Below are 17668 nucleotides of genomic sequence, written 5' to 3'. Positions count from 1 at the left end.
ATGACGAGGATCCTTCTCGTAGAAGACAACGAATTGAACCGCGACATGCTTTTGCGGCGGTTGTCACGGCGTGGGTTCGAAGTCCTCATTGCGGAAAACGGACAGTCGGGCGTGGAACTCACCGTTTCGGAAAGGCCCGATCTCATCCTCATGGATATGAGCTTGCCGGTCATGGACGGGTGGGAGGCGACCCGGCGGATCAAGGCTGATCCGGCCACCTCCGGGATCCCGATCATTGCGCTTTCTGCGCACGCGATGGCCAACGATCGCGAAATGGCACTCGAGGCAGGCTGCGATGACTACGATAGCAAGCCGGTGGACCTGTCGCGACTTGTCCAGAAAATTGAACAATTGCTTGCCGCGAATCGATGAGGCGCGGACCGACGGTTTGAAAATATGCCTGCTAAGAACAAGTTCCAACGCCATGCGATCGCCGTCCATCTGGCGCAACAGCTCGCCGGACCGGCGCGGGCAATCTCAGGATTTCAGGAGTTGCTAACCGAGCAGGTGCAGGATCTCGGTCTGGGCCACATGAGACCGGATCTAGAGAAGGTTGGCGCCGCTGCTTGCGAATTGAGTAGCCTGATCGACAGCTTGATCCACGGCAAAGCGGACAATCAGAACCGGGCAGGGGTCGAGATCGAGGCGAAACTGCGCCACGACTTGCGAACGCCGCTCAACGCCATCATCGGCTATTCCGAAATGATTCGTGAAGAAGCCGAAGAATTGCACGAATACGCGCTGGAAGAGGATGTCAGGGTGATGCTCGCCGCGGCGGCTGAGTTGCTGGCGCATGTCGATGCGATTGCCGGCCTCTCGCGCGCACCCGACAGCGAGGAACCGCGGACCACGGATCAGGCTGAGATCGATGTGGCAGGGCTCGAACGGGCACTGATCAAGGCAGAGCACGACGCAAGCTCCGGTCACGGTGGCCGCATACTTGTCGTCGACGACATCACCAGCAACCGCGGTCTCCTCTCGCGCCGCTTGCAACGTGACGGTCATCAGGTAGTAACTGCCGAGTCCGGTCCGTCGGCGCTGACTCACCTCGCGGAACACGAGTTCGACCTGGTTCTGCTGGACGTCCTAATGCCGGACATGAACGGCATCGAGGTGCTCTCGCGATTGAAAGCGGAGCGCCGATGGCGGCATATCCCTGTCATCATGATATCGGGGTTGGACGAAGTGGACGCGGTGGTCCGCTGCATCGAGGCAGGGGCCGACGACTACTTGCCTAAACCTTTCAATCCGGTCCTGCTGCGCGCCCGGATCAACTCGAGTTTGGAGAAGAAACGTTGGCTCGACCGCGAGCACCAGTATCTTCAGCGGATCGAGGCGGAGAAGCGGCGGGCTGACTCGCTTCTCCATGCGATCCTGCCCGGTCAGATCGTGGCACGGCTGCAACGGGGCGAAGAGTTCATTGCCGACCGGTTCGATGAAGTGACCATTCTTTTTGCCGATATTGTCGGTTTCTCGAGCATAGCGGCAAGGTTGCCGCCGTCGGACCTGATCAAACGCCTCGACGGGCTATTCAGCACGTTCGACGTCTTGGCGGAGAAGCATGCCGTGGAGAAAATCAAGACCATCGGAGACGCCTATATGGCTGCGGGCGGTGTTCCGGAACCGGCAGCTGACCATGCCGACAGGATCGTGGCACTGGGGAAATCCATGCTGGACGCGTTGAAGCCCTTAGCGTGGGGCAACGATGGTTTTCGGATCCGCATTGGCGTGCACACGGGACCGGTGATCGCGGGCCTGATCGGCCGGCATCGGTTCGTCTACGACGTCTGGGGCGAAACCGTGAATACTGCAAGCCGGCTCGAGTCCCAGGGCGTGGCCGACCGCATGCAGATTTCGGAGGCAACCAAGCAGGCCCTGCACACCTCCTGGAAGCTCGAACCGCGCTGTAATGTAGAACTGGCAGGTGTCGGCAGGATTGAAACCTATCTCGTTCAACACTGATCGGAACAATGGCTAACCCTCAGGGAATTTCGCGAAGCGATGCTTGGAGTCGCGACACCTCGTAAACGAACAGCATGCAGCATTGGCGTTCCACTTTCACCCGGAGCTACACCATGAACAGGCGTCAGAGTCTTCTATTTCTCGCAGGAGCATCGGCCGCGGCAGCCAACACAACCCTGTTGGGCGCCGCGGCCTTTGCGCAGGAGACCCAACCCTTCAAGCTCCCACCGCTCGGCTACGCGAACAACGCATTAGAGCCGCACATCGACGCGACCACGATGATGATCCATCACGACCGCCATCACGCCGCTTATGTGAATGCCTGCAATCAACTCGTGCCGCTTTGGCCCGAGCTCGCCAGCACGCCGATGGAGGCTATTCTGGCAGATCTGGGCAAGGTCCCGGAAGGCGTGCGCAACAATCTTGGGGGACATTGGAATCACACTCACTTCTGGGAGCTGATGACTCCCGGGGGCCCAACCAGCCCGGTGGCGACCTCGACGCCGCCATAAGCAGCACCTTCGGCAGCTATGCGGGCCTGACCGAAAAGCTCACGGCGGTTGGCCTTGGCCGCTTTGGCTCCGGCTGGGTATGGCTTGTCGTGAACAAGGACAAGAAGCTCGACATCGTCAGCACAGCCAACCAGGACACGCCGCTCGAGCTAGGGGCGCGTCCGGTGATTGGCGTCGACGTCTGGGAACACGCCTATTATCTCAAGTATCAGAACCGCCGCGCCGACTACCTCAAGGAATGGTGGCGCGTGGTGAACTGGGACAAGGCCCTCGCCAACTTCAAGAAGTCGACCGGCTGAGGGGGCCGCAGATCGCGACGCCTCGTCCCTTCAGCCGCAGCAGCCGGCCGCGTTCGTGGTCACAGCTGTTTTTTTCAGCGTCTCGCGCGAATACCGAGCGGTTCGCCGGCTGGGGTAGCGCCTTCGGTTCAGACATCCCGGTTGCCAATTTCCGCGACTGGCTTGTCTGTCGTGTTCACACCTTTGATATGCCCCAAGCTGTGACCGAAGGGCAGCAACGGGTCCGAGACGCGACCTTCGCGGCATCATTGGCAAAGGTCCGCAAGTGGCGCAAACCAGCCCACGCTATGCTGGACGCGAAGGTCAGCTTTTTGGCCCAATCATCCCGAAAGCGGATCTCCGCTTCCGGCCCAAACGCGACGTTAGAGTATCTGCTCGGCAATGACAGCTTCTGGCGCTGTCCGTGCATTCCGATATTCGGCCGGATCCTATCCAAAGCGGTTGTCCAGCCTCGGATAGCAAGCGTCAGATTTTCACGATCGGCTAGGCCGCTGTGTCTAGCCTCGTTTCCGGCATCGGTGGAGCCTGGCCGACCCGGTCGTCCCCGGTATGTTCCCACCATCTGCCCAAGGCCTCGATGAGCGGCACAAGCTTGAGACCGGGCGTCGTGAGGTCGTAATCCACGCGTAGCGGATAGCCGGCATGCGCCGTTCGCCGCACAATCCCGGCGTCCTCCAGCTTGCGCAGTTCGAGAGCCAGAATGCGGTGCGACACGGTCGGGTTGTCACGCCTCAGATCGCTGAAGCGCTTGGTGCCGTCCTTGAGATAGTAGAGCAGCAAGGTGGGCCAGCGACCGCTGAGCACACGCATGGTCTCTTCGATCGGGCAGCGTGAGACGACATCTTTCATGGGGGGACCTGGTTACAGAATAGTGCGTAATTTACATGGGGCGACCAGCGTTTAGGGTCAAGTTTCGCTGCGCAGCGTAATCCCTAAATTATGGAAGAGACAAAGAAATGGAACCTATCCTCCTTTATGGCTTCCCGCTGGGAAGTTCGATGGGGCTCGTCGCTGCATTTGAACGCGTCGGACAGCCCTACCGCCTGTGTCGAGTCGACATGCTCACTGAAATGAAGAACGACGCCTATGCCAGCATCAACGGCCGTCAGGAAACGCCGGTGTTGATCACCGACGAAGGCAGGGTGCTCACCGAGACCATGGCGATTGCCGCTTGGCTCGAAGCCCGCGATACGCAACGTCGTATCAGCTTTGAGCCTCGCTCGCCGGAAGCCGACCGGATGCACCAGCTGATGGCTTTCGTGAACACCGGCTTCACCGCCGCTTTCACCCCGCTCTGGGCCGCATATGAAATGGAATCGGCCGAGCCGGTGCTGCTGGCAACCTTGCGTGACTTTGGCCGCAGGTCGTTACCAACCGCCATGACCAGCTCGAGGCGATGATCCTCGACACGGATTTCCTGGTCGGCGACCGGCTGACGCTTGCCGATACCACGCTGATCGGCGTGGCGCGCTGGGCGGAGTTCCACAAGGCGGTCGACGGCGCAGCTTATCCCAAGCTGGCGGCGTTGCGCCGCCGGATCGAAAGCGATCCGGACGTGCGATTTGCGCAGGCCATCGAGGATGGTGAAAAGCCGGCCGGGTCAGGCGCTTGCCTCGGTCACGTGCGGCTGGCCGAGGTGATCGATCGCTTCGCGGCCTAATCTGTTCGTTCAGCCGCCCGGCGCGCCCTGGCGCCGGGTGGTGGCGACAAGCGCGCCGAGATCGGCTATCATATCGCCGTTCTTGAAGTGGCAGCTGCGGGCGGCCATCCTGGCGGTGACCGCCCCGACACACGGGAGAAAGGTTATGGCTGGCTTTCATGTCATGGCGGACGCGCGTGGAATGCATGTACAGCCCACGGTGCGCCGCATCAGCACCGAGGATCTGATCGATGCGCTCCGTCTCGGCGTAGAGGATTTCTGGGCCAAGCCGTCGCATTATGTGTTCCTGTGCCTGATCTATCCGGTGGTCGGCCTGATCCTGACGCAGTGGACGTCGGGCTCGAATGCCATCCAGCTCATCTATCCGCTGATGTCCGGCTTCGCTTTGGTCGGTCCGTTCGCCGCTATCGGGCTTTACGAAATCAGCCGTCGGCGCGAGTTCGGCATGGATACATCCTGGTGGCATGCGCTCGACGTGCGCCACTCGCCGGCGCTGCCCGCGATTGCGGTCATCGGCATCATGCTGCTGGTACTGTTCCTGCTCTGGCTGTTCACCGCGCAATCGATCTACACCAGCCTGTACGGCAATCAGCCTCCGACCTCTATCGTCGGCTTTATTCGCGAGGTGCTGACGACCAGCAAGGGCTGGACACTGATCCTGCTCGGCAACCTGGCCGGGTTCGCCTTCGCCGCGATCGTGCTGGCGACGACTGTCGTCGCCTTTCCGCTGCTGCTCGACCGCGATGTCGGCGCGGTCTCGGCAGTCGAGACGTCGGCGCGCGCAGTTATGACAAACCCGCTGCAGCTGGCGCTGTGGGGCCTAATGGTCGCCGTGCTCCTGGTCATCGGCTCGATCCCGCTATTTGCCGGGCTTGCCGTCGTCATGCCCGTCCTTGGCCACGCGACCTGGCATCTCTACCGCAGGGTGGTCGAACCGGAGCGGGCACAGCAGGTCAGACGGCCGATGTAGGCCCGATCAGCGTTGCGCATCGGTTGCCATCTTGACGGCCAGCGCGGTCAGCACCGTGCCCATCATCCAGCGCTGGATCACCAGCCATAGCGGCCGCCCGGCGAGGAAGATGGCGATCGAGCCGGCCGTCACCGCGATGATGGCGTTGACGGTCAGGCTGATGGCGACCTGCGTGGCACCGAGCACCAGAAGCTGCGACAGCACGTGGCCCTTGCCAGGGCTGATGAACTGCGGCAGCAGCGACAGATAGAGCACTGCCACCTTCGGGTTGAGCAGGTTGGTCATCAGGCCCATGGCGAACAGCTTGCGCGGCCTGTCCTTAGGCAGTTCGCGGATCTGGAAGAGCGAGCGCCCGCCCGGCTTCACCGCTTGCCAGGCAAGCCACAGCAGATAGAACGCGCCGGCAAGGCGCAGCACGTCATAGGCGAAGGGCACGGCGAGCAGCAGCGCGGTGATGCCGAACGCCGCTGACAGCACGTAGAATAAAAAACCGAGCGCCACGCCCCCCAGCGAGATCAGCCCGGCCTTCGGCCCTTGCGACAGCGAGCGCGAAATCAGATAAATCATGTTCGGGCCGGGCGTCAGCACCATGCCGAGGCAGACCAGCGCGAAGGCGAGATGGTTGGCGGGTTCAGGCAAGAGCGTATCTCCGGATGGGGACACTCACCACATGCTTCCCCCACCCGCAAGGGCATGAGGGCAGGAGCCTTTGCGCCAGCGCGCTGCGCCCCTCTGCCTTTACGTCGCTAATCCCATCGCCTTCAGCCGACGATGCGCAGGTTCGACAATTCGTTGGCGATTTCCTTAAAATTGTCGGACAGCGTCGCGCCCGTCGCATTCCAGAACAACTTGGCCGGCTTGCTCGGGTCGGCCGGATCCTTGCGGAAGCGCGAATCCGAGGAACACGCCTTCAGCGCATCGATCGCCTTCTTGTCGCCAGTATCTGTGGGCGACAGGTCGAGCGCCACCGTCATCACCAGAATGTTCGAATTCTTTGCATTGGCGCAGAGCGTTTTCATCTGCTCGTCGAGTGCTGCCGTGTAGTTGGCACCGGTATAGGTGGTCTTGCCGATATCGGTGCTGGTATTCATGAACAGGCGGGTCACGCTTCCAGATCCCGGATAGGTCAGGCCAGTGTAGCCGTAGGCGGCGTAGGTCGACCTGTTGTTGGCATAGCTGCCGTCGCTGACGGCGCTATAGGTATTGGCTCCGTCGGTCAGCACCACGACCACCTTGTCGTTGCCCCTCTCGCTGTTCGGCCGGCCATCGGTGAACGGTGGGTTGCTCGATACCGTTCGCCAGCCCCAGGCAATGCCCTCCGGCACGTTGGTGTTGCCGTTCGGCGCCATGGCGTCGATGGCATCCTTGATCTCCTGCTTCTCTGCGTCCTGGCTGACGTCCTTCAACGGCGTGATCGGGTTGGTGGTGCAGGAGGAATTCGGCCCATCGCCCGCGGCTGCGGATTGCGAACCGTACGGTTTTACCAGGAAATATTTGCGCATGTCAGACTGTCGCTGCGATGCGGTAGGACCGGCGACATAGGGCCAATCGGCCCACCAGTTGTTGCCGTAATTGTAAGACGTGCTGATGACGTCGTTGATGCCGTCACGGTTGAAATCGAGCCACAGAGTGCCAGCCTCATCCGGGGCAAACATCGGCACGAAAAGCGTGGCCGGCGCGGCTGTGTCGGGCGTGGTGTCGTCGACATTGTAGGGATATGGCCGTGCCTCGACGCAACCCTGCCAACTCGCATAGCGGCTCGTCGTATAAATATATTCCGGTGCGCTCCAATGGCCGTACTGGCAGGTGCCGTTCTTCTTGTATGTGTCGCAGACATATTGCTTCGAATTGGGTACCTCTTCGCGGCCCGATTCGACCGTCATGTCGGCGTAGAGGCTGAAACGCGTCAGCGGCTGGTCCTTGGTCTCGCCCCAGCCGGTGCCGCGCTTGTACCAGATGCCATTGAGCTTCTCGGCATATTTGTCCGGATTGTTGGCTGCACTCATCGTCGTCCAGTCGAAATCTTCATGCTGGATCGGGGAGATGCCGTCCTGATCCATCCAGCCGTCCTGGTCGTGGGTAGGGCCGACATTGACCGAGGCCGCGAACGGCACGAGCGAGAACTGCACCGGTTTGGTGATCTGCTTCATCTGCTGCGCCTGAAGCGCCAGCGTATCGACAAGCTGCTTGGCGGCCGACTTCAGCAGGTCTATTCGCTTTTCGCCGGTGCCGGAGCCGAGATCGGTCATTGAGCCGGAATTATCCAGCACAAGCGCGACTTCGAGGGTGTTCTTGAGGCGGAGTTCCGAACATTCGGTGAAGGTCGTGTCGCTTGCCGTGCCGCCAATCAGCAGGCTGGCGGCCGGGAGAAAATAGGGGTAGAAGGTGAGGCTGGCGCAGAGCTTCAAGGTGCCGCCACCGGCATTGTTGTTGGGCAGCGTGACGGTCAGCGCTGTGTTCGCCGGGTCGATGCGTGCGAGATTGGTTTCGAAAAATGTTTTGGCGTAGGCCTTGACGTCGTCCTCGCTGGCGCCGGCGACGATCTGCTGGGCGGCGGCGAGGCCGGCCGCATCAAGTGCGTTCAGCGTTTCGTGCTTTTGGCGCAGCAACTCCCCGTAATCGACACTGAGCGCCAGACCGGCCATCAGCGGCACAATGGTGATTGCAGTCATTAAGGAGTAGTTGCCACGTCTGTCGTGTCGGAATTTTCCGATTATTGCCTTCAGCATTCCCGCCCCGCCCTATTTTTCCCGGACGATGCCACGCATTTTTAAATTTCCGATTGCTAAAATACGTCCAAGGTCGGTACGGTTTTTCAATCCCCGTTAACCACACGTCCGCAATCGGCAATGCCGCTCCGCGCTCCCCTCGGCAAAGTCCCTAAAAGCGGGATAAGGCGCTGGGAAAGAAAAGCTTTCGCCATCACTTCCCCGCCGGCGCCTCGGGCGGCAATCTTGCGGGCACAACGAAAGCTGGTGACAGAGCGAAGCGCTTCGGTTAATCCGGGCCGGCCGCTACGGACCGTCGGTCGCGGCGCTTGCAAGCATCATGGTACAGGGACAACGGCATGGTGGATTCGCCCGACATCATCGGTTCGCTCGCAGACCTGTCGGGAGCCTATTCAGCCATCCTGTGCGATGTCTGGGGCGTGGTGCACAATGGCGAATGGCATTTCCCCGCGGCTGCTGCCGCGCTGATCACTGCTCGCGCGGCGAAAATACCTGTCGTGCTGATCACCAATTCGCCGCGCCGCAGCGCCGACGTGGTGGCGCAGATGAACGCTATCGGTGTTCCTTCCGCCGCCTACGATCGTGTCGTGACGTCCGGCGACGTGACCCGCGACCTGATCGCCGACGGGCCGCGAAAGATCTTCCATATAGGCGCCGATCGAGATTTCACGCTCTATGATGGTCTCGACGTCGAGCTTGTCGAGGAGTTCGAAGCATCCGGCGTGGTCTGCACCGGCTTGTTCAATGACGAGGTGGAAAAGCCGGAAGATTATGCCGATCTTCTGCGGCGGCTGCGTGCCAGGAACCTGCCCTTCATCTGCGCCAATCCCGACATCGTCGTCGAGCGCGGCGAACGCATGATCTGGTGCGCAGGGGCTTTGGCCCGCGAATACGCGCAGCTTGGCGGGCGCACCCTGATCGCCGGGAAACCCTATGCGCCGGTTTATGAGGTCGCCATGAAAGAGATCGCCGTCATTCTCGGCCGCACGGTCGAGCGTTCGCAAGTTCTGGCCATCGGCGACGGCATGATGACCGACATCAAGGGCGCGGCCGATAATGGCTTCGACGTGCTCTACGTATCGGGCGGCATCCATGCCCGCGATTACGGTGAAGCGCTGCAGCCAGACCCGGCCAGGCTCGCGGCCTTTCTCGAAAAATACGGCTACAGGCCGGTCGCGGTGATTCCCAGACTGCAATAAGTTCAGGCCCAGACTGCAATAGGTTCAAGCCCAGACTGCAATAGGTTCAAGCTATGACGGCAATGTTCGAACGCATTTCCGCAACCGCACCGCTGCCGGCCCATCTGCGTGGCGGCGTGGTGGCGATCGGCAATTTCGACGGCGTCCACCGCGGCCACCAGGCGGTGCTCGAACGCGCGCGCGCCGAAGCGGAGCGTCGCGGCGTACCTGCCCTGGTGCTGACCTTCGTGCCGCATCCGCGAAAAGTGTTCAGGCCGGACATGCCGCTGTTCGTGTTGACGCCACCGCCGATGAAGGCGCGGCTGCTGTCGCATCTGGGCTTTGCGGCGCTGGTCGAGCAGCCGTTCACACGCGAGTTCGCCTCCTTGTCGGCGGAGGCTTTCGTCACCGGCGTGCTCGAGCGCAACCTCGGCATAAGCCACGCCGTCACCGGCTTCGATTTCCATTTCGGCAAGGACCGCCAAGGCGGCCCGGCCTATCTGATGGCGGCCGGCGAGCGCCACGGCTTCGGCGTCACGCTAGTCGATGCCTTCCGCGACGAAAGCGCCGAGGTGGTGTCGTCGAGCCGCATTCGCACGCTGCTGTGCGAGGGCAATGTGGCCGAGGCCGCCGGCCTGCTCGGCTACCGTTTCACCGTCGAGGCGGAGGTGATCGGCGGCCAGCAGCTCGGCCGGACACTCGGCTTTCCGACCGCAAACATGAGGCTTTCGCCGGAAGCCACCCTGAAGGACGGAATTTATGCAGTCCGCTTCCGCCGCGCCGACGGCTCGCTTCATGATGGCGTCGCCAGCTTCGGCCGCCGGCCGACGGTCGACGACAATGGCGCACCATTGCTGGAGACTTTTGTGTTCGACTTTTCCGGCGACCTCTACGGCGAGATTTGTGCCGTGTCCTTTTTCGGCTACCTGCGTTCGGAGGTGAAGTTCGACGGGCTTGATGCGCTGGTCGCACAGATGAAGCGCGATGAGGCTGAGGCGAAGGCACTGCTCGCCGGCGTCAGGCCGCTTTCCGGGCTCGACGCGGCCATAGCTTTCTGAATCTACTTTTTCAGCGCCAAGCCGACGGCAATGAAGGTCCAGCCTTGGAAAATCAGGTCGACGGCCAGGAACAGGCCGAGCACCCACACGCTGTTGACCGGCCAGCCCATGGCGATGACCAGTCCCGCCAGCGCGCTGATGATGCCGGCCGCGACCACCCAGCCCCAGCCCGGCTGCGGCCGGTGGCTGTAGCCGACCCAGGCCCTGAGCACGCCTGAAGCAAGGAGTGCGACTGCCAGGAGGAAGGTTAGTACCGTCGAGGCGAGGACCGGATTGTCGAAGGCGAAGAAGCCGGCGACGGCGTAGAGGAGGCCGCTGAGCAGCCAATAGAAGAAGCGGCCCCATGTCTTCACGCCGAAGGCATGGATGATCTCGACAACGCCGGCCATCAGCATCAGCCAGCCCACGACAAAGACGGAGGCGACGGTTGCGATGAACAGATTGCCGAAAGCGATGCCGCCGAAGACAAGCAGCAGCACCCCAAGCGCGACGAACCATCCCCACTTCGCCCGCGTCTGGCCAATGGCGTCTTTCAAGGCGTCGCCGTGCAGTGTCATCACCCTTCTCCCTCAAGGTTGCCTAGCTTCTTTGTTCCGGAAGGTAGCGCCGATCGCCTTGCCCGTCCAGCGAGCAGGCTGCGAGCGCCACGCCCCGAGCGATCCGCTTGCCACACTTCCGCTTTGTCCCGAAGAGGCCAAATATCAGATGGAATATTCGACCATATGCGAGGGGAGTGCTAAAGATGACGAGTGGGTTTAGGGGCGACCCGCCGTCTCGTGTATTCGCCATGACGCAAGTGTAACGAAAAATCCCCAGCGCTGGCATTGGCCCTTTATCGATGACGTGCTGCTGTACGCCGTTTTCTACGCTTGATGAGGCTAGGGAAGCAAAATGGGCGACGTGGACGAACACCTCGATCTGACGGAGATCAACGCCGTCCGCAGGTTGTTGACCTCAAAGCCACGAACGGTCCGCTGGGACGAACGCCGGGCACGGCTCGACGAGGTTGGTTCGGTGTGGCCGATTGCCGAGGACATCCGATGCGAGGATGTGGTTTTCGATGGCCTCGAGGGAGAGTGGTCCCTGGCGCCTGGGAGTGACAGGGATAAGGTTCTGCTGTTTTTCCACGGTGGTGGCTACTGCTCCGGCTCTCCTAAAAGTCATCGTCGAATGGTGACAGAGGCAGGTCGGGCAATGGGAATGCGCACTCTCGCGATCGACTATCGACGCGCACCGGAACATCCTTTCCCTGCGCAACATGAAGACGCACTCACCGCATGGCGCTTTCTGAGGCGGCAAGGGATCGCGCCGGATCGCATCGTGGTTGGCGGAGACAGTGCGGGCGGCAACCTCACCCTGTGCCTGGTCAGTATATTGCGCGCGGCAGGCGAGCCGTTGCCGCGATGTCTTTGGCTGGTTTCGCCCTGGACGGACCTTTCGATGTCCGGCGCGACACTATCAACCAAGGACGCAATCGACCCCATCATCCACCGGGCGTATTTGGAGGAACTGGCAACCGCCTATGTTCCCAATGGCGTTGGTCGGCGCGATCCCCTGATCTCGCCGTTGTTCGCCGATCTGAGCGGATTTCCCCCAATGCTTATACAAGTCGGTTCGGCCGAGACGCTGTTGTCGGACGCAACTCGGCTCGCGGAAGCCGCTGGCGCGACTGACGTCAAAGTACGTCTCGAAATTTGGCCGCATATGATTCACGCTTGGCCGGTTTGGAATGCGCGGTTGAGTGCCGGTCGCCGCGCTCTTCACAGCGCGGGCATGTTTGTCCACGAGTATTTATAACCCTTGCCGAGGCAACTGCTGGCGCATTCCAGACGTCTTGATCTGGGATCTTGGTGCGCCAATACGATTCGTTGCTATGCGGAAAACAGGGCCAACGCCGCCAATGTTACGGATATTAAGTCAAATTTTACCGAAATGGCGCCATGGCTTGGATGAAGGCTGGTTGTATCGGCCAATGCGTTCGACGTATGGAGTAACGATGCGGTCAGTCCCGACGATCCCGACGGGTCTTGGCCGCATTCATGCTCGGCACCTGCGGCGTTGCCAAGGCCGGCGAGGGCACCTTCGGCTGGCTGTCCGGAGACTGGTACCTGACGGTCGGCGCCACCGGCATGGTCGCGCCGAATTTCGAGGGCGGCAAGAAGTACCTGCTCAGCGCCTCGCCGATCATCTCGCTCGGCAAGGCTGGTCCCGCGGCGCGCTTCAACTCGCGCAACGACAATATCTCATTGGCATTGATCGACGATGGCGGCGTCCGCGCCGGCCTGACAGGCAAGTTCCTGTTTTCCCGCGATGGTGGTGACGCCGACGAATTGAAGGGTCTCGACCCGGTGCGCTGGGGCGGCGAGGCTGGCGGCTTCTTCGAATTCTATCCTTTGGATTGGCTGCGTGCCCGCGCCGAATTGCGGCACGGCATTCGCGCCCATAACGGCTTTGTCGCCGACATCGCCGCCGACGCCTTTTACGATGTGACGCCCGACGTCAGGATTTCCGGCGGGCCGCGCGTTTCATTCGCCTCATCGGACTATTTCGACGCCTATTATGGCGTTGATGCCAAGGAGTCACTGGCCTCGGGGCTCAGCGAATATCATCCAGGCGGCGGGGTGAAATCTGCGGGCCTGGGCGGCGCGGTGACCTGGAAGGTGACCGAGCCGATGACGGCCAGTCTGTTCGGCGAATATTCCCGCCTGATGGGCCCGGCCGCCGATTCCAGCCTGGTCAAGGAGCGGGGCTCCAGGGATCAGTTCATGATCGGCGTGTCGACGACCTATCGCTTCGATTTCTCGATGTGAGCGGGCGGGTTGTGCACGACGGAGAGCCGCAAGGCTCAGACGACTATGCCGTAGCCGATCCGGTTGAGTTCCTCTTCCACAAGCGTGGCACCTGTTGCAGACTGAGGGAGATCGATGGGCGCGTCGTTGAGAACCCGACTTCGCTTACGCAGCCAGCGTTGCGCCTTTTCATGGTTGCCAAAAACGCGATTCGCCATCGTTGAAATGCGTTCAAGTCGCAAGGCGGACTCGGTAGTCGTCAGGGTCACATTCCGTCCTTCCAGCGCGCTAAACTGTGAAATGCAAACCGAAGATGCTGGTCTCTCGACGCCATCTACCGACAAACATAGGCGCAATTGGTGTACGCTCCTAGCGGAAGCATCAGAGTTCGGGCTTTTCAACATCGCCTGTCTCAGTTAAAAGCCCACCATGACGAGCTTTTCGCGCCTTCTCGCGACTGCGATACGAATTACAGGCCCGGTGTTCCGGGCGGCTTGACCGCCGCCGGAGCCGCCGGGAATCTTGCGCGCGGCCTCTCGCGCTTTTTCCAGATCATGATAGTTCAACGCCCGGGCTCTTTTGCCGACGGGCAACGCATATGGCAGACGAATGACTGATACCGAGACCGCCGAGACGATCGACTATTCCAAAACGCTCTACCTGCCGCAGACGGATTTTCCGATGCGCGCCGGTTTGCCGGAAAAGGAACCGCTGCTGGTCAAGCGCTGGCAGGATATGGACCTTTACCGCAAGCTGCGCGAAGACGCAGCCGGCCGCGAAAAATACGTGCTGCACGACGGCCCGCCCTATGCCAATGGCAACATTCATATCGGCCATGCGCTGAACAAGATCCTCAAGGACGTCATCACCCGCTCATTCCAGATGCGCGGCTATGACTCGAACTATGTACCCGGTTGGGATTGCCACGGCCTGCCGATCGAATGGAAGATCGAAGAGCAGTACCGCGCCAAGGGCAAGAACAAGGACGAGGTGCCGGTCAACGAGTTCCGGCAGGAATGCCGCGAGTTTGCGGCGCACTGGATCAAGGTGCAGGGTTCCGAATTCCAGCGCCTCGGCGTCGTCGGCGACTTCGACAATCCCTATACGACGATGGCTTTCCACGCCGAGGCGCGCATCGCCGGCGAGCTGCTGAAATTCGCCATGTCCGGCCAGCTCTATCGCGGCTCCAAGCCGGTGATGTGGAGTGTGGTCGAGCGCACCGCGCTGGCCGAGGCGGAGGTCGAATACCAGGACTATGAGTCGGACACGATCTGGGCGAAGTTTCCGGTCGTCAGCCTCGCTCGCCAGGTCATCAACATCGATGATGGGCAGCCAGCCCTGGATCCCAAGCTGACGCAGACGTCGCTCGATCTGCTTGATGCCAACGTCGTCATCTGGACCACGACGCCGTGGACCATCCCCGGCAACCGCGCCGTCAATTACTCGCCGCGCATCAACTATGGTCTCTACGAGGTCACGGCGGCCGAGAACGCCTTTGGCCCCCAGCCCGGCGAAAAGCTGATCTTTGCCGAGAAACTTGCAGACGACGCTGCCGCGAAGGCCAACGTCACCCTGAATCGTCTTCGCAGCGTTGGCGCCGAAGAGCTTGAAAATCTTACGCTTTCGCATCCCCTCAAAAGTCTGGGTGGTGGCTACGAATTCCCTGTGCCGATGCTGGCCGGCGATCATGTCACCGACGATGCGGGCACCGGATTCGTCCACACCGCGCCGGGACACGGCCGAGAAGACTTCGACGCCTGGATGGATGCCGCCTCTGATCTTCGCCAGCGTGGCATCGACACCGCGATCCCCTTCACCGTCGACGATGCCGGCTTCTTCACCAAGGACGCGCCGGGCTTCGGCCCGGACCGCGAGGGTGGAGCGGCGCGCGTTATCGACGACGATGGCAAGAAGGGCAACGCCAACCAGGCCGTCATCGACGAGCTGATCAAGCGAAACGCGCTGTTCGCGCGCGGCCGGCTGAAGCACTCCTATCCGCATTCCTGGCGCTCGAAGAAGCCGATCATCTTCCGCAACACGCCGCAATGGTTCGTCTATATGGACAAGGAGCTTGGCGACGGCACGACGCTGCGCAGCCGCGCCCTGAAAGCCATCGACGATACCCGTTTCGTACCCGCCGCCGGCCAGAACCGCATCCGCGCCATGATCGAGGAGCGCCCTGACTGGGTGCTGTCGCGCCAGCGCGCCTGGGGCGTGCCGATCGCCGTCTTTGCCGATGCCGACGGCAATGTCCTGCGCGACGAGGCAGTCAACCAGCGCATCATGGACGCCTTCGAGAAGGAAGGTGCCGACGCCTGGTTCGCCGCCGGCGCCAAGGAGCGTTTCCTCGGCAATCACGATGCCTCGAAATGGCAGCAGGTGATGGACATCCTCGATGTCTGGTTCGATTCAGGCTCGACGCATGCCTTCACGCTTGAGGACCGGCCCGACCTGAAATGGCCGGCCGACGTCTATCTCGAAGGCTCCGATCAGCATCGCGGCTGGTTCCACTCCTCGCTGCTCGAAAGCTGCGGCACCAGGGGCAGGGCGCCCTACGAAACCGTCGTCACCCATGGCTTCACCATGGATGAGGAGGGGCGGAAAATGTCGAAGTCGCTCGGCAACACCGTCGTGCCGCAGGACGTCATCAAACAGTCCGGCGCCGACATCTTGCGGCTGTGGGTGGTGACGACCGATTATTGGGAAGACCAGCGGCTCGGCAAAAACGTGCTGCAGACCAACATCGACGCCTACCGCAAGCTGCGCAACACCATCCGCTGGATGCTGGGCACGCTCGCCCATGACGATGGCGAGGAGGTGCCGCTGGACAAGATGCCGGAGCTGGAGCGGCTGATGCTGCACCGGCTCGCCGAGCTCGATGAAGTCGTACGCTCGGGCTACGACGCCTTCGAATTCAAGCGCATCACCCGCGCGCTGCTCGACTTCATGGTGATCGAGCTGTCGGCCTTCTATTTCGATATCCGCAAGGATGCGCTCTACTGCGAAGCGCCTTCCAGCGTGAAGCGCAAGGCTTCCGTGCAGGTGGTGCGCCATCTCTTCGACTGTCTGGTGAAATGGCTGGCGCCGATGCTGCCTTTCACCATGGAAGAGGCTTGGCTCGACCGTCATCCGGATGTCGTCTCGGTGCATCTCGACCAGTTCCCGGAGATCCCGGCGGACTGGAAGGACGAGGCGCTGGCGGAGAAGTGGCGCAAGGTGCGGCAGGTCCGCCGTGTCGTCACCGGCGCGCTGGAGATCGCCCGCGCGCAGAAGGTCATCGGCTCTTCGCTGGAAGCGGTGCCGGTCGTCACTCTCGACGATGCCCTACTCGAAGCGGCGATCGCCGATGTCGACATGGCCGAGATGGCGATCACCAGCGATCTGGTTATCGCGCACGGCAAGGCGCCGGCGGGCGGCTTTACCCTCGACGATGTCAAAGGCGTCGCCGTGGTCGTCGAGAAGGCGGAGGACCGCGGCCTGGTGAAATGCGCACGCTCCTGGCGCTACACCGCCGATGTCGGCTCAGATCCGGAATTCCCGGATGTTTCGGCCCGTGACGCAGCTGTCCTGCATGAGCTGAAGGCTTTGAGCCGCCTTTAAGGCGGTGCACAATTGCCACGGCGGGCGGCCGATCGGCCCCCGTGCGTTGCCCTTAACGAGTGGTTGAGGTAAACACGCGAAACTCCGGACGACAAATTGTCGCCGGAATTCCGTCGGAAGAGCATAGGCGATGGGGGCCGGACCTTTCTTTGGCCGGCGGCAATCGAGAGGCTGTCTACAGTGGGACTTTTTGGCATGACCGAGAGAACTTACGCGCGCGTCGCGCTGCTGGCGCCGCTTGTCGTATCGAGCCTCGCCTTGTCCGGCTGCATGGGCTCGCCCACCTACGGGACCGACAAGACCGCGGGCGCGCAGCTTGCCGGCGACCTCACCGGGGCTTTTTCCTTCGCACCCAAACGCAAGGATAGTATCGACTACAAGCCGCGCCCCACGCTGGTGAAGCCAGGGCCGGGGCAGAAGGAAGTCTTGCCGCCGCCGCAGGAAAGCATCGAGACGGCGAGTGCCGAATGGCCCGAATCGCCGGAGCAGCGCCGTGCCCGCCTGCGCGCCGATGCCACCCTGCATCAGGACGACCCGGCCTACCAGGCGCAGGTCATCGATGACGTGCAGACGGATCCGGCGTCGGTCAAGGCCGCGCTGAAGCAGTCGGGCTCGAGCCACCCGCCAGCCTGGACTCCGGCCGATTCGGACAAGGACCGCGCCGCGGAAATCATGCGCCGCCGGGCTGAAGGCAAACAGGGCGACCCGACCACCCGCAGATATCTGAGCGAGCCGCCGGTGCAATACCGCGCTGCCGCCGACACTGCGCCGCAGGGTGACCTCGGCGAGGACGAGTACAAGAAGGAACGCCGCCTCAAAAGGGAGGCGGCCGCCAAGAGCAAGAGCAGCGGCATGTTCGACTGGCTGCCCTGGTAGACTGACGGCGCCAGAGACGTTCTGGCCTGGATTGG

At 61.8% G+C, this 17668-nt stretch carries 18 protein-coding genes; 13 read left to right on the top strand and 5 right to left on the bottom strand.

The window, feature by feature from the left end; translation table 11 throughout:
• From NKJ09_RS11330 to NKJ09_RS32485, 4 genes are all read left to right on the top strand, one after another.
• On the top strand, window positions 1-372 hold the full coding sequence (locus tag NKJ09_RS11330) for a response regulator (protein ID WP_023717114.1): 372 nt from the start codon (window positions 1-3) through the stop codon (window positions 370-372).
• A 24-nt stretch (window positions 373-396) separates the two neighbouring features.
• The gene (locus NKJ09_RS11325) at window positions 397-1962 is read left to right on the top strand and encodes an adenylate/guanylate cyclase domain-containing protein (RefSeq protein ID WP_352762759.1); all 1566 of its coding nucleotides are present in this window, start codon (window positions 397-399) and stop codon (window positions 1960-1962) included.
• Between the two features lie 113 nt (window positions 1963-2075).
• Window positions 2076-2474 carry a superoxide dismutase gene (locus NKJ09_RS32490; RefSeq protein WP_502901324.1) on the top strand — a complete coding sequence of 133 codons (399 nt, stop codon included), beginning with the start codon at window positions 2076-2078 and terminating at the stop codon, window positions 2472-2474.
• Complete coding sequence (locus NKJ09_RS32485; RefSeq protein WP_502901323.1) at window positions 2396-2773, top strand: superoxide dismutase; 378 nt, start codon at window positions 2396-2398, stop codon at window positions 2771-2773. Before NKJ09_RS32490 ends, NKJ09_RS32485 begins: the two co-directional genes overlap by 79 nt.
• 483 nt (window positions 2774-3256) lie before the next feature.
• On the opposite strand, the gene NKJ09_RS11315 is transcribed toward NKJ09_RS32485, so the two are convergent.
• Window positions 3257-3622, bottom strand: coding sequence for a winged helix-turn-helix transcriptional regulator (locus tag NKJ09_RS11315; protein ID WP_352481730.1), 366 nt, complete (start codon window positions 3620-3622; stop codon window positions 3257-3259).
• A gap of 107 nt (window positions 3623-3729) precedes the next feature.
• Here NKJ09_RS11315 and NKJ09_RS11310 point away from each other — a divergent pair, with 107 nt between their 5' ends.
• The 3 genes from NKJ09_RS11310 to NKJ09_RS11300 all read left to right on the top strand — a co-directional run bounded on the left by NKJ09_RS11310 (window position 3730) and on the right by NKJ09_RS11300 (window position 5403).
• Window positions 3730-4173, top strand: coding sequence for a glutathione S-transferase (locus tag NKJ09_RS11310; protein ID WP_352495545.1), 444 nt, complete (start codon window positions 3730-3732; stop codon window positions 4171-4173).
• Window positions 4170-4433, top strand: a complete 264-nt coding sequence (locus tag NKJ09_RS11305) for a glutathione binding-like protein (protein ID WP_352495544.1) — start codon at window positions 4170-4172, stop codon at window positions 4431-4433. Before NKJ09_RS11310 ends, NKJ09_RS11305 begins: the two co-directional genes overlap by 4 nt.
• A gap of 145 nt (window positions 4434-4578) precedes the next feature.
• Window positions 4579-5403 (top strand): DUF2189 domain-containing protein, encoded by an 825-nt coding sequence (locus tag NKJ09_RS11300; RefSeq protein WP_352495543.1) that lies wholly within the window; start codon window positions 4579-4581, stop codon window positions 5401-5403.
• Window positions 5404-5409: 6 nt separating this feature from the next.
• Here NKJ09_RS11300 and NKJ09_RS11295 read toward each other — a convergent pair whose 3' ends face one another.
• Both NKJ09_RS11295 and NKJ09_RS11290 read right to left on the bottom strand, forming a co-directional pair.
• The gene (locus NKJ09_RS11295) at window positions 5410-6042 is read right to left on the bottom strand and encodes a LysE family translocator (RefSeq protein WP_352495542.1); all 633 of its coding nucleotides are present in this window, start codon (window positions 6040-6042) and stop codon (window positions 5410-5412) included.
• A gap of 122 nt (window positions 6043-6164) precedes the next feature.
• Window positions 6165-8132, bottom strand: coding sequence for a pilus assembly protein TadG-related protein (locus tag NKJ09_RS11290; RefSeq protein ID WP_352495541.1), 1968 nt, complete (start codon window positions 8130-8132; stop codon window positions 6165-6167).
• Window positions 8133-8470: 338 nt separating this feature from the next.
• On the opposite strand from NKJ09_RS11290, the gene NKJ09_RS11285 reads away from it, so the two are divergent.
• Window positions 8471-9331 carry a TIGR01459 family HAD-type hydrolase gene (locus tag NKJ09_RS11285; RefSeq protein ID WP_352495540.1) on the top strand — a complete coding sequence of 287 codons (861 nt, stop codon included), beginning with the start codon at window positions 8471-8473 and terminating at the stop codon, window positions 9329-9331.
• A 53-nt stretch (window positions 9332-9384) separates the two neighbouring features.
• The gene (locus tag NKJ09_RS11280) at window positions 9385-10368 is read left to right on the top strand and encodes a bifunctional riboflavin kinase/FAD synthetase (RefSeq protein ID WP_023717122.1); all 984 of its coding nucleotides are present in this window, start codon (window positions 9385-9387) and stop codon (window positions 10366-10368) included.
• A 2-nt stretch (window positions 10369-10370) separates the two neighbouring features.
• Here the strand turns inward: NKJ09_RS11280 and NKJ09_RS11275 are convergent, their stop codons facing one another.
• On the bottom strand, window positions 10371-10925 hold the full coding sequence (locus NKJ09_RS11275) for an HdeD family acid-resistance protein (RefSeq protein WP_023717123.1): 555 nt from the start codon (window positions 10923-10925) through the stop codon (window positions 10371-10373).
• 334 nt (window positions 10926-11259) lie between these two features.
• Here NKJ09_RS11275 and NKJ09_RS11270 point away from each other — a divergent pair, with 334 nt between their 5' ends.
• Both NKJ09_RS11270 and NKJ09_RS11265 read left to right on the top strand, forming a co-directional pair.
• Window positions 11260-12165, top strand: a complete 906-nt coding sequence (locus NKJ09_RS11270; RefSeq protein ID WP_352481725.1) for an alpha/beta hydrolase — start codon at window positions 11260-11262, stop codon at window positions 12163-12165.
• A gap of 242 nt (window positions 12166-12407) precedes the next feature.
• Window positions 12408-13178 carry a MipA/OmpV family protein gene (locus NKJ09_RS11265; RefSeq protein ID WP_352495596.1) on the top strand — a complete coding sequence of 257 codons (771 nt, stop codon included), beginning with the start codon at window positions 12408-12410 and terminating at the stop codon, window positions 13176-13178.
• A gap of 35 nt (window positions 13179-13213) precedes the next feature.
• Here NKJ09_RS11265 and NKJ09_RS11260 read toward each other — a convergent pair whose 3' ends face one another.
• Window positions 13214-13426, bottom strand: a complete 213-nt coding sequence (locus NKJ09_RS11260; RefSeq protein ID WP_352495538.1) for an antitoxin Xre/MbcA/ParS toxin-binding domain-containing protein — start codon at window positions 13424-13426, stop codon at window positions 13214-13216.
• Between the two features lie 340 nt (window positions 13427-13766).
• On the opposite strand from NKJ09_RS11260, the gene ileS reads away from it, so the two are divergent.
• Window positions 13767-16757: an isoleucine--tRNA ligase gene (gene ileS, locus NKJ09_RS11255; protein ID WP_352495537.1), complete on the top strand. Its 2991-nt coding sequence runs from the start codon at window positions 13767-13769 to the stop codon at window positions 16755-16757.
• 195 nt (window positions 16758-16952) lie between these two features.
• Window positions 16953-17633 carry a hypothetical protein gene (locus tag NKJ09_RS11250; protein ID WP_023717129.1) on the top strand — a complete coding sequence of 227 codons (681 nt, stop codon included), beginning with the start codon at window positions 16953-16955 and terminating at the stop codon, window positions 17631-17633.
• Window positions 17634-17668 lie beyond the last annotated feature (35 nt).

Source organism: Mesorhizobium sp. M0189 (assembly GCF_040322135.1).
In the GTDB taxonomy this organism is placed as follows: domain Bacteria; phylum Pseudomonadota; class Alphaproteobacteria; order Rhizobiales; family Rhizobiaceae; genus Mesorhizobium.
The sequence above is the reverse complement of the archived record's forward strand: the minus strand, read 5'-3'. Positions and strand labels throughout refer to the sequence as shown.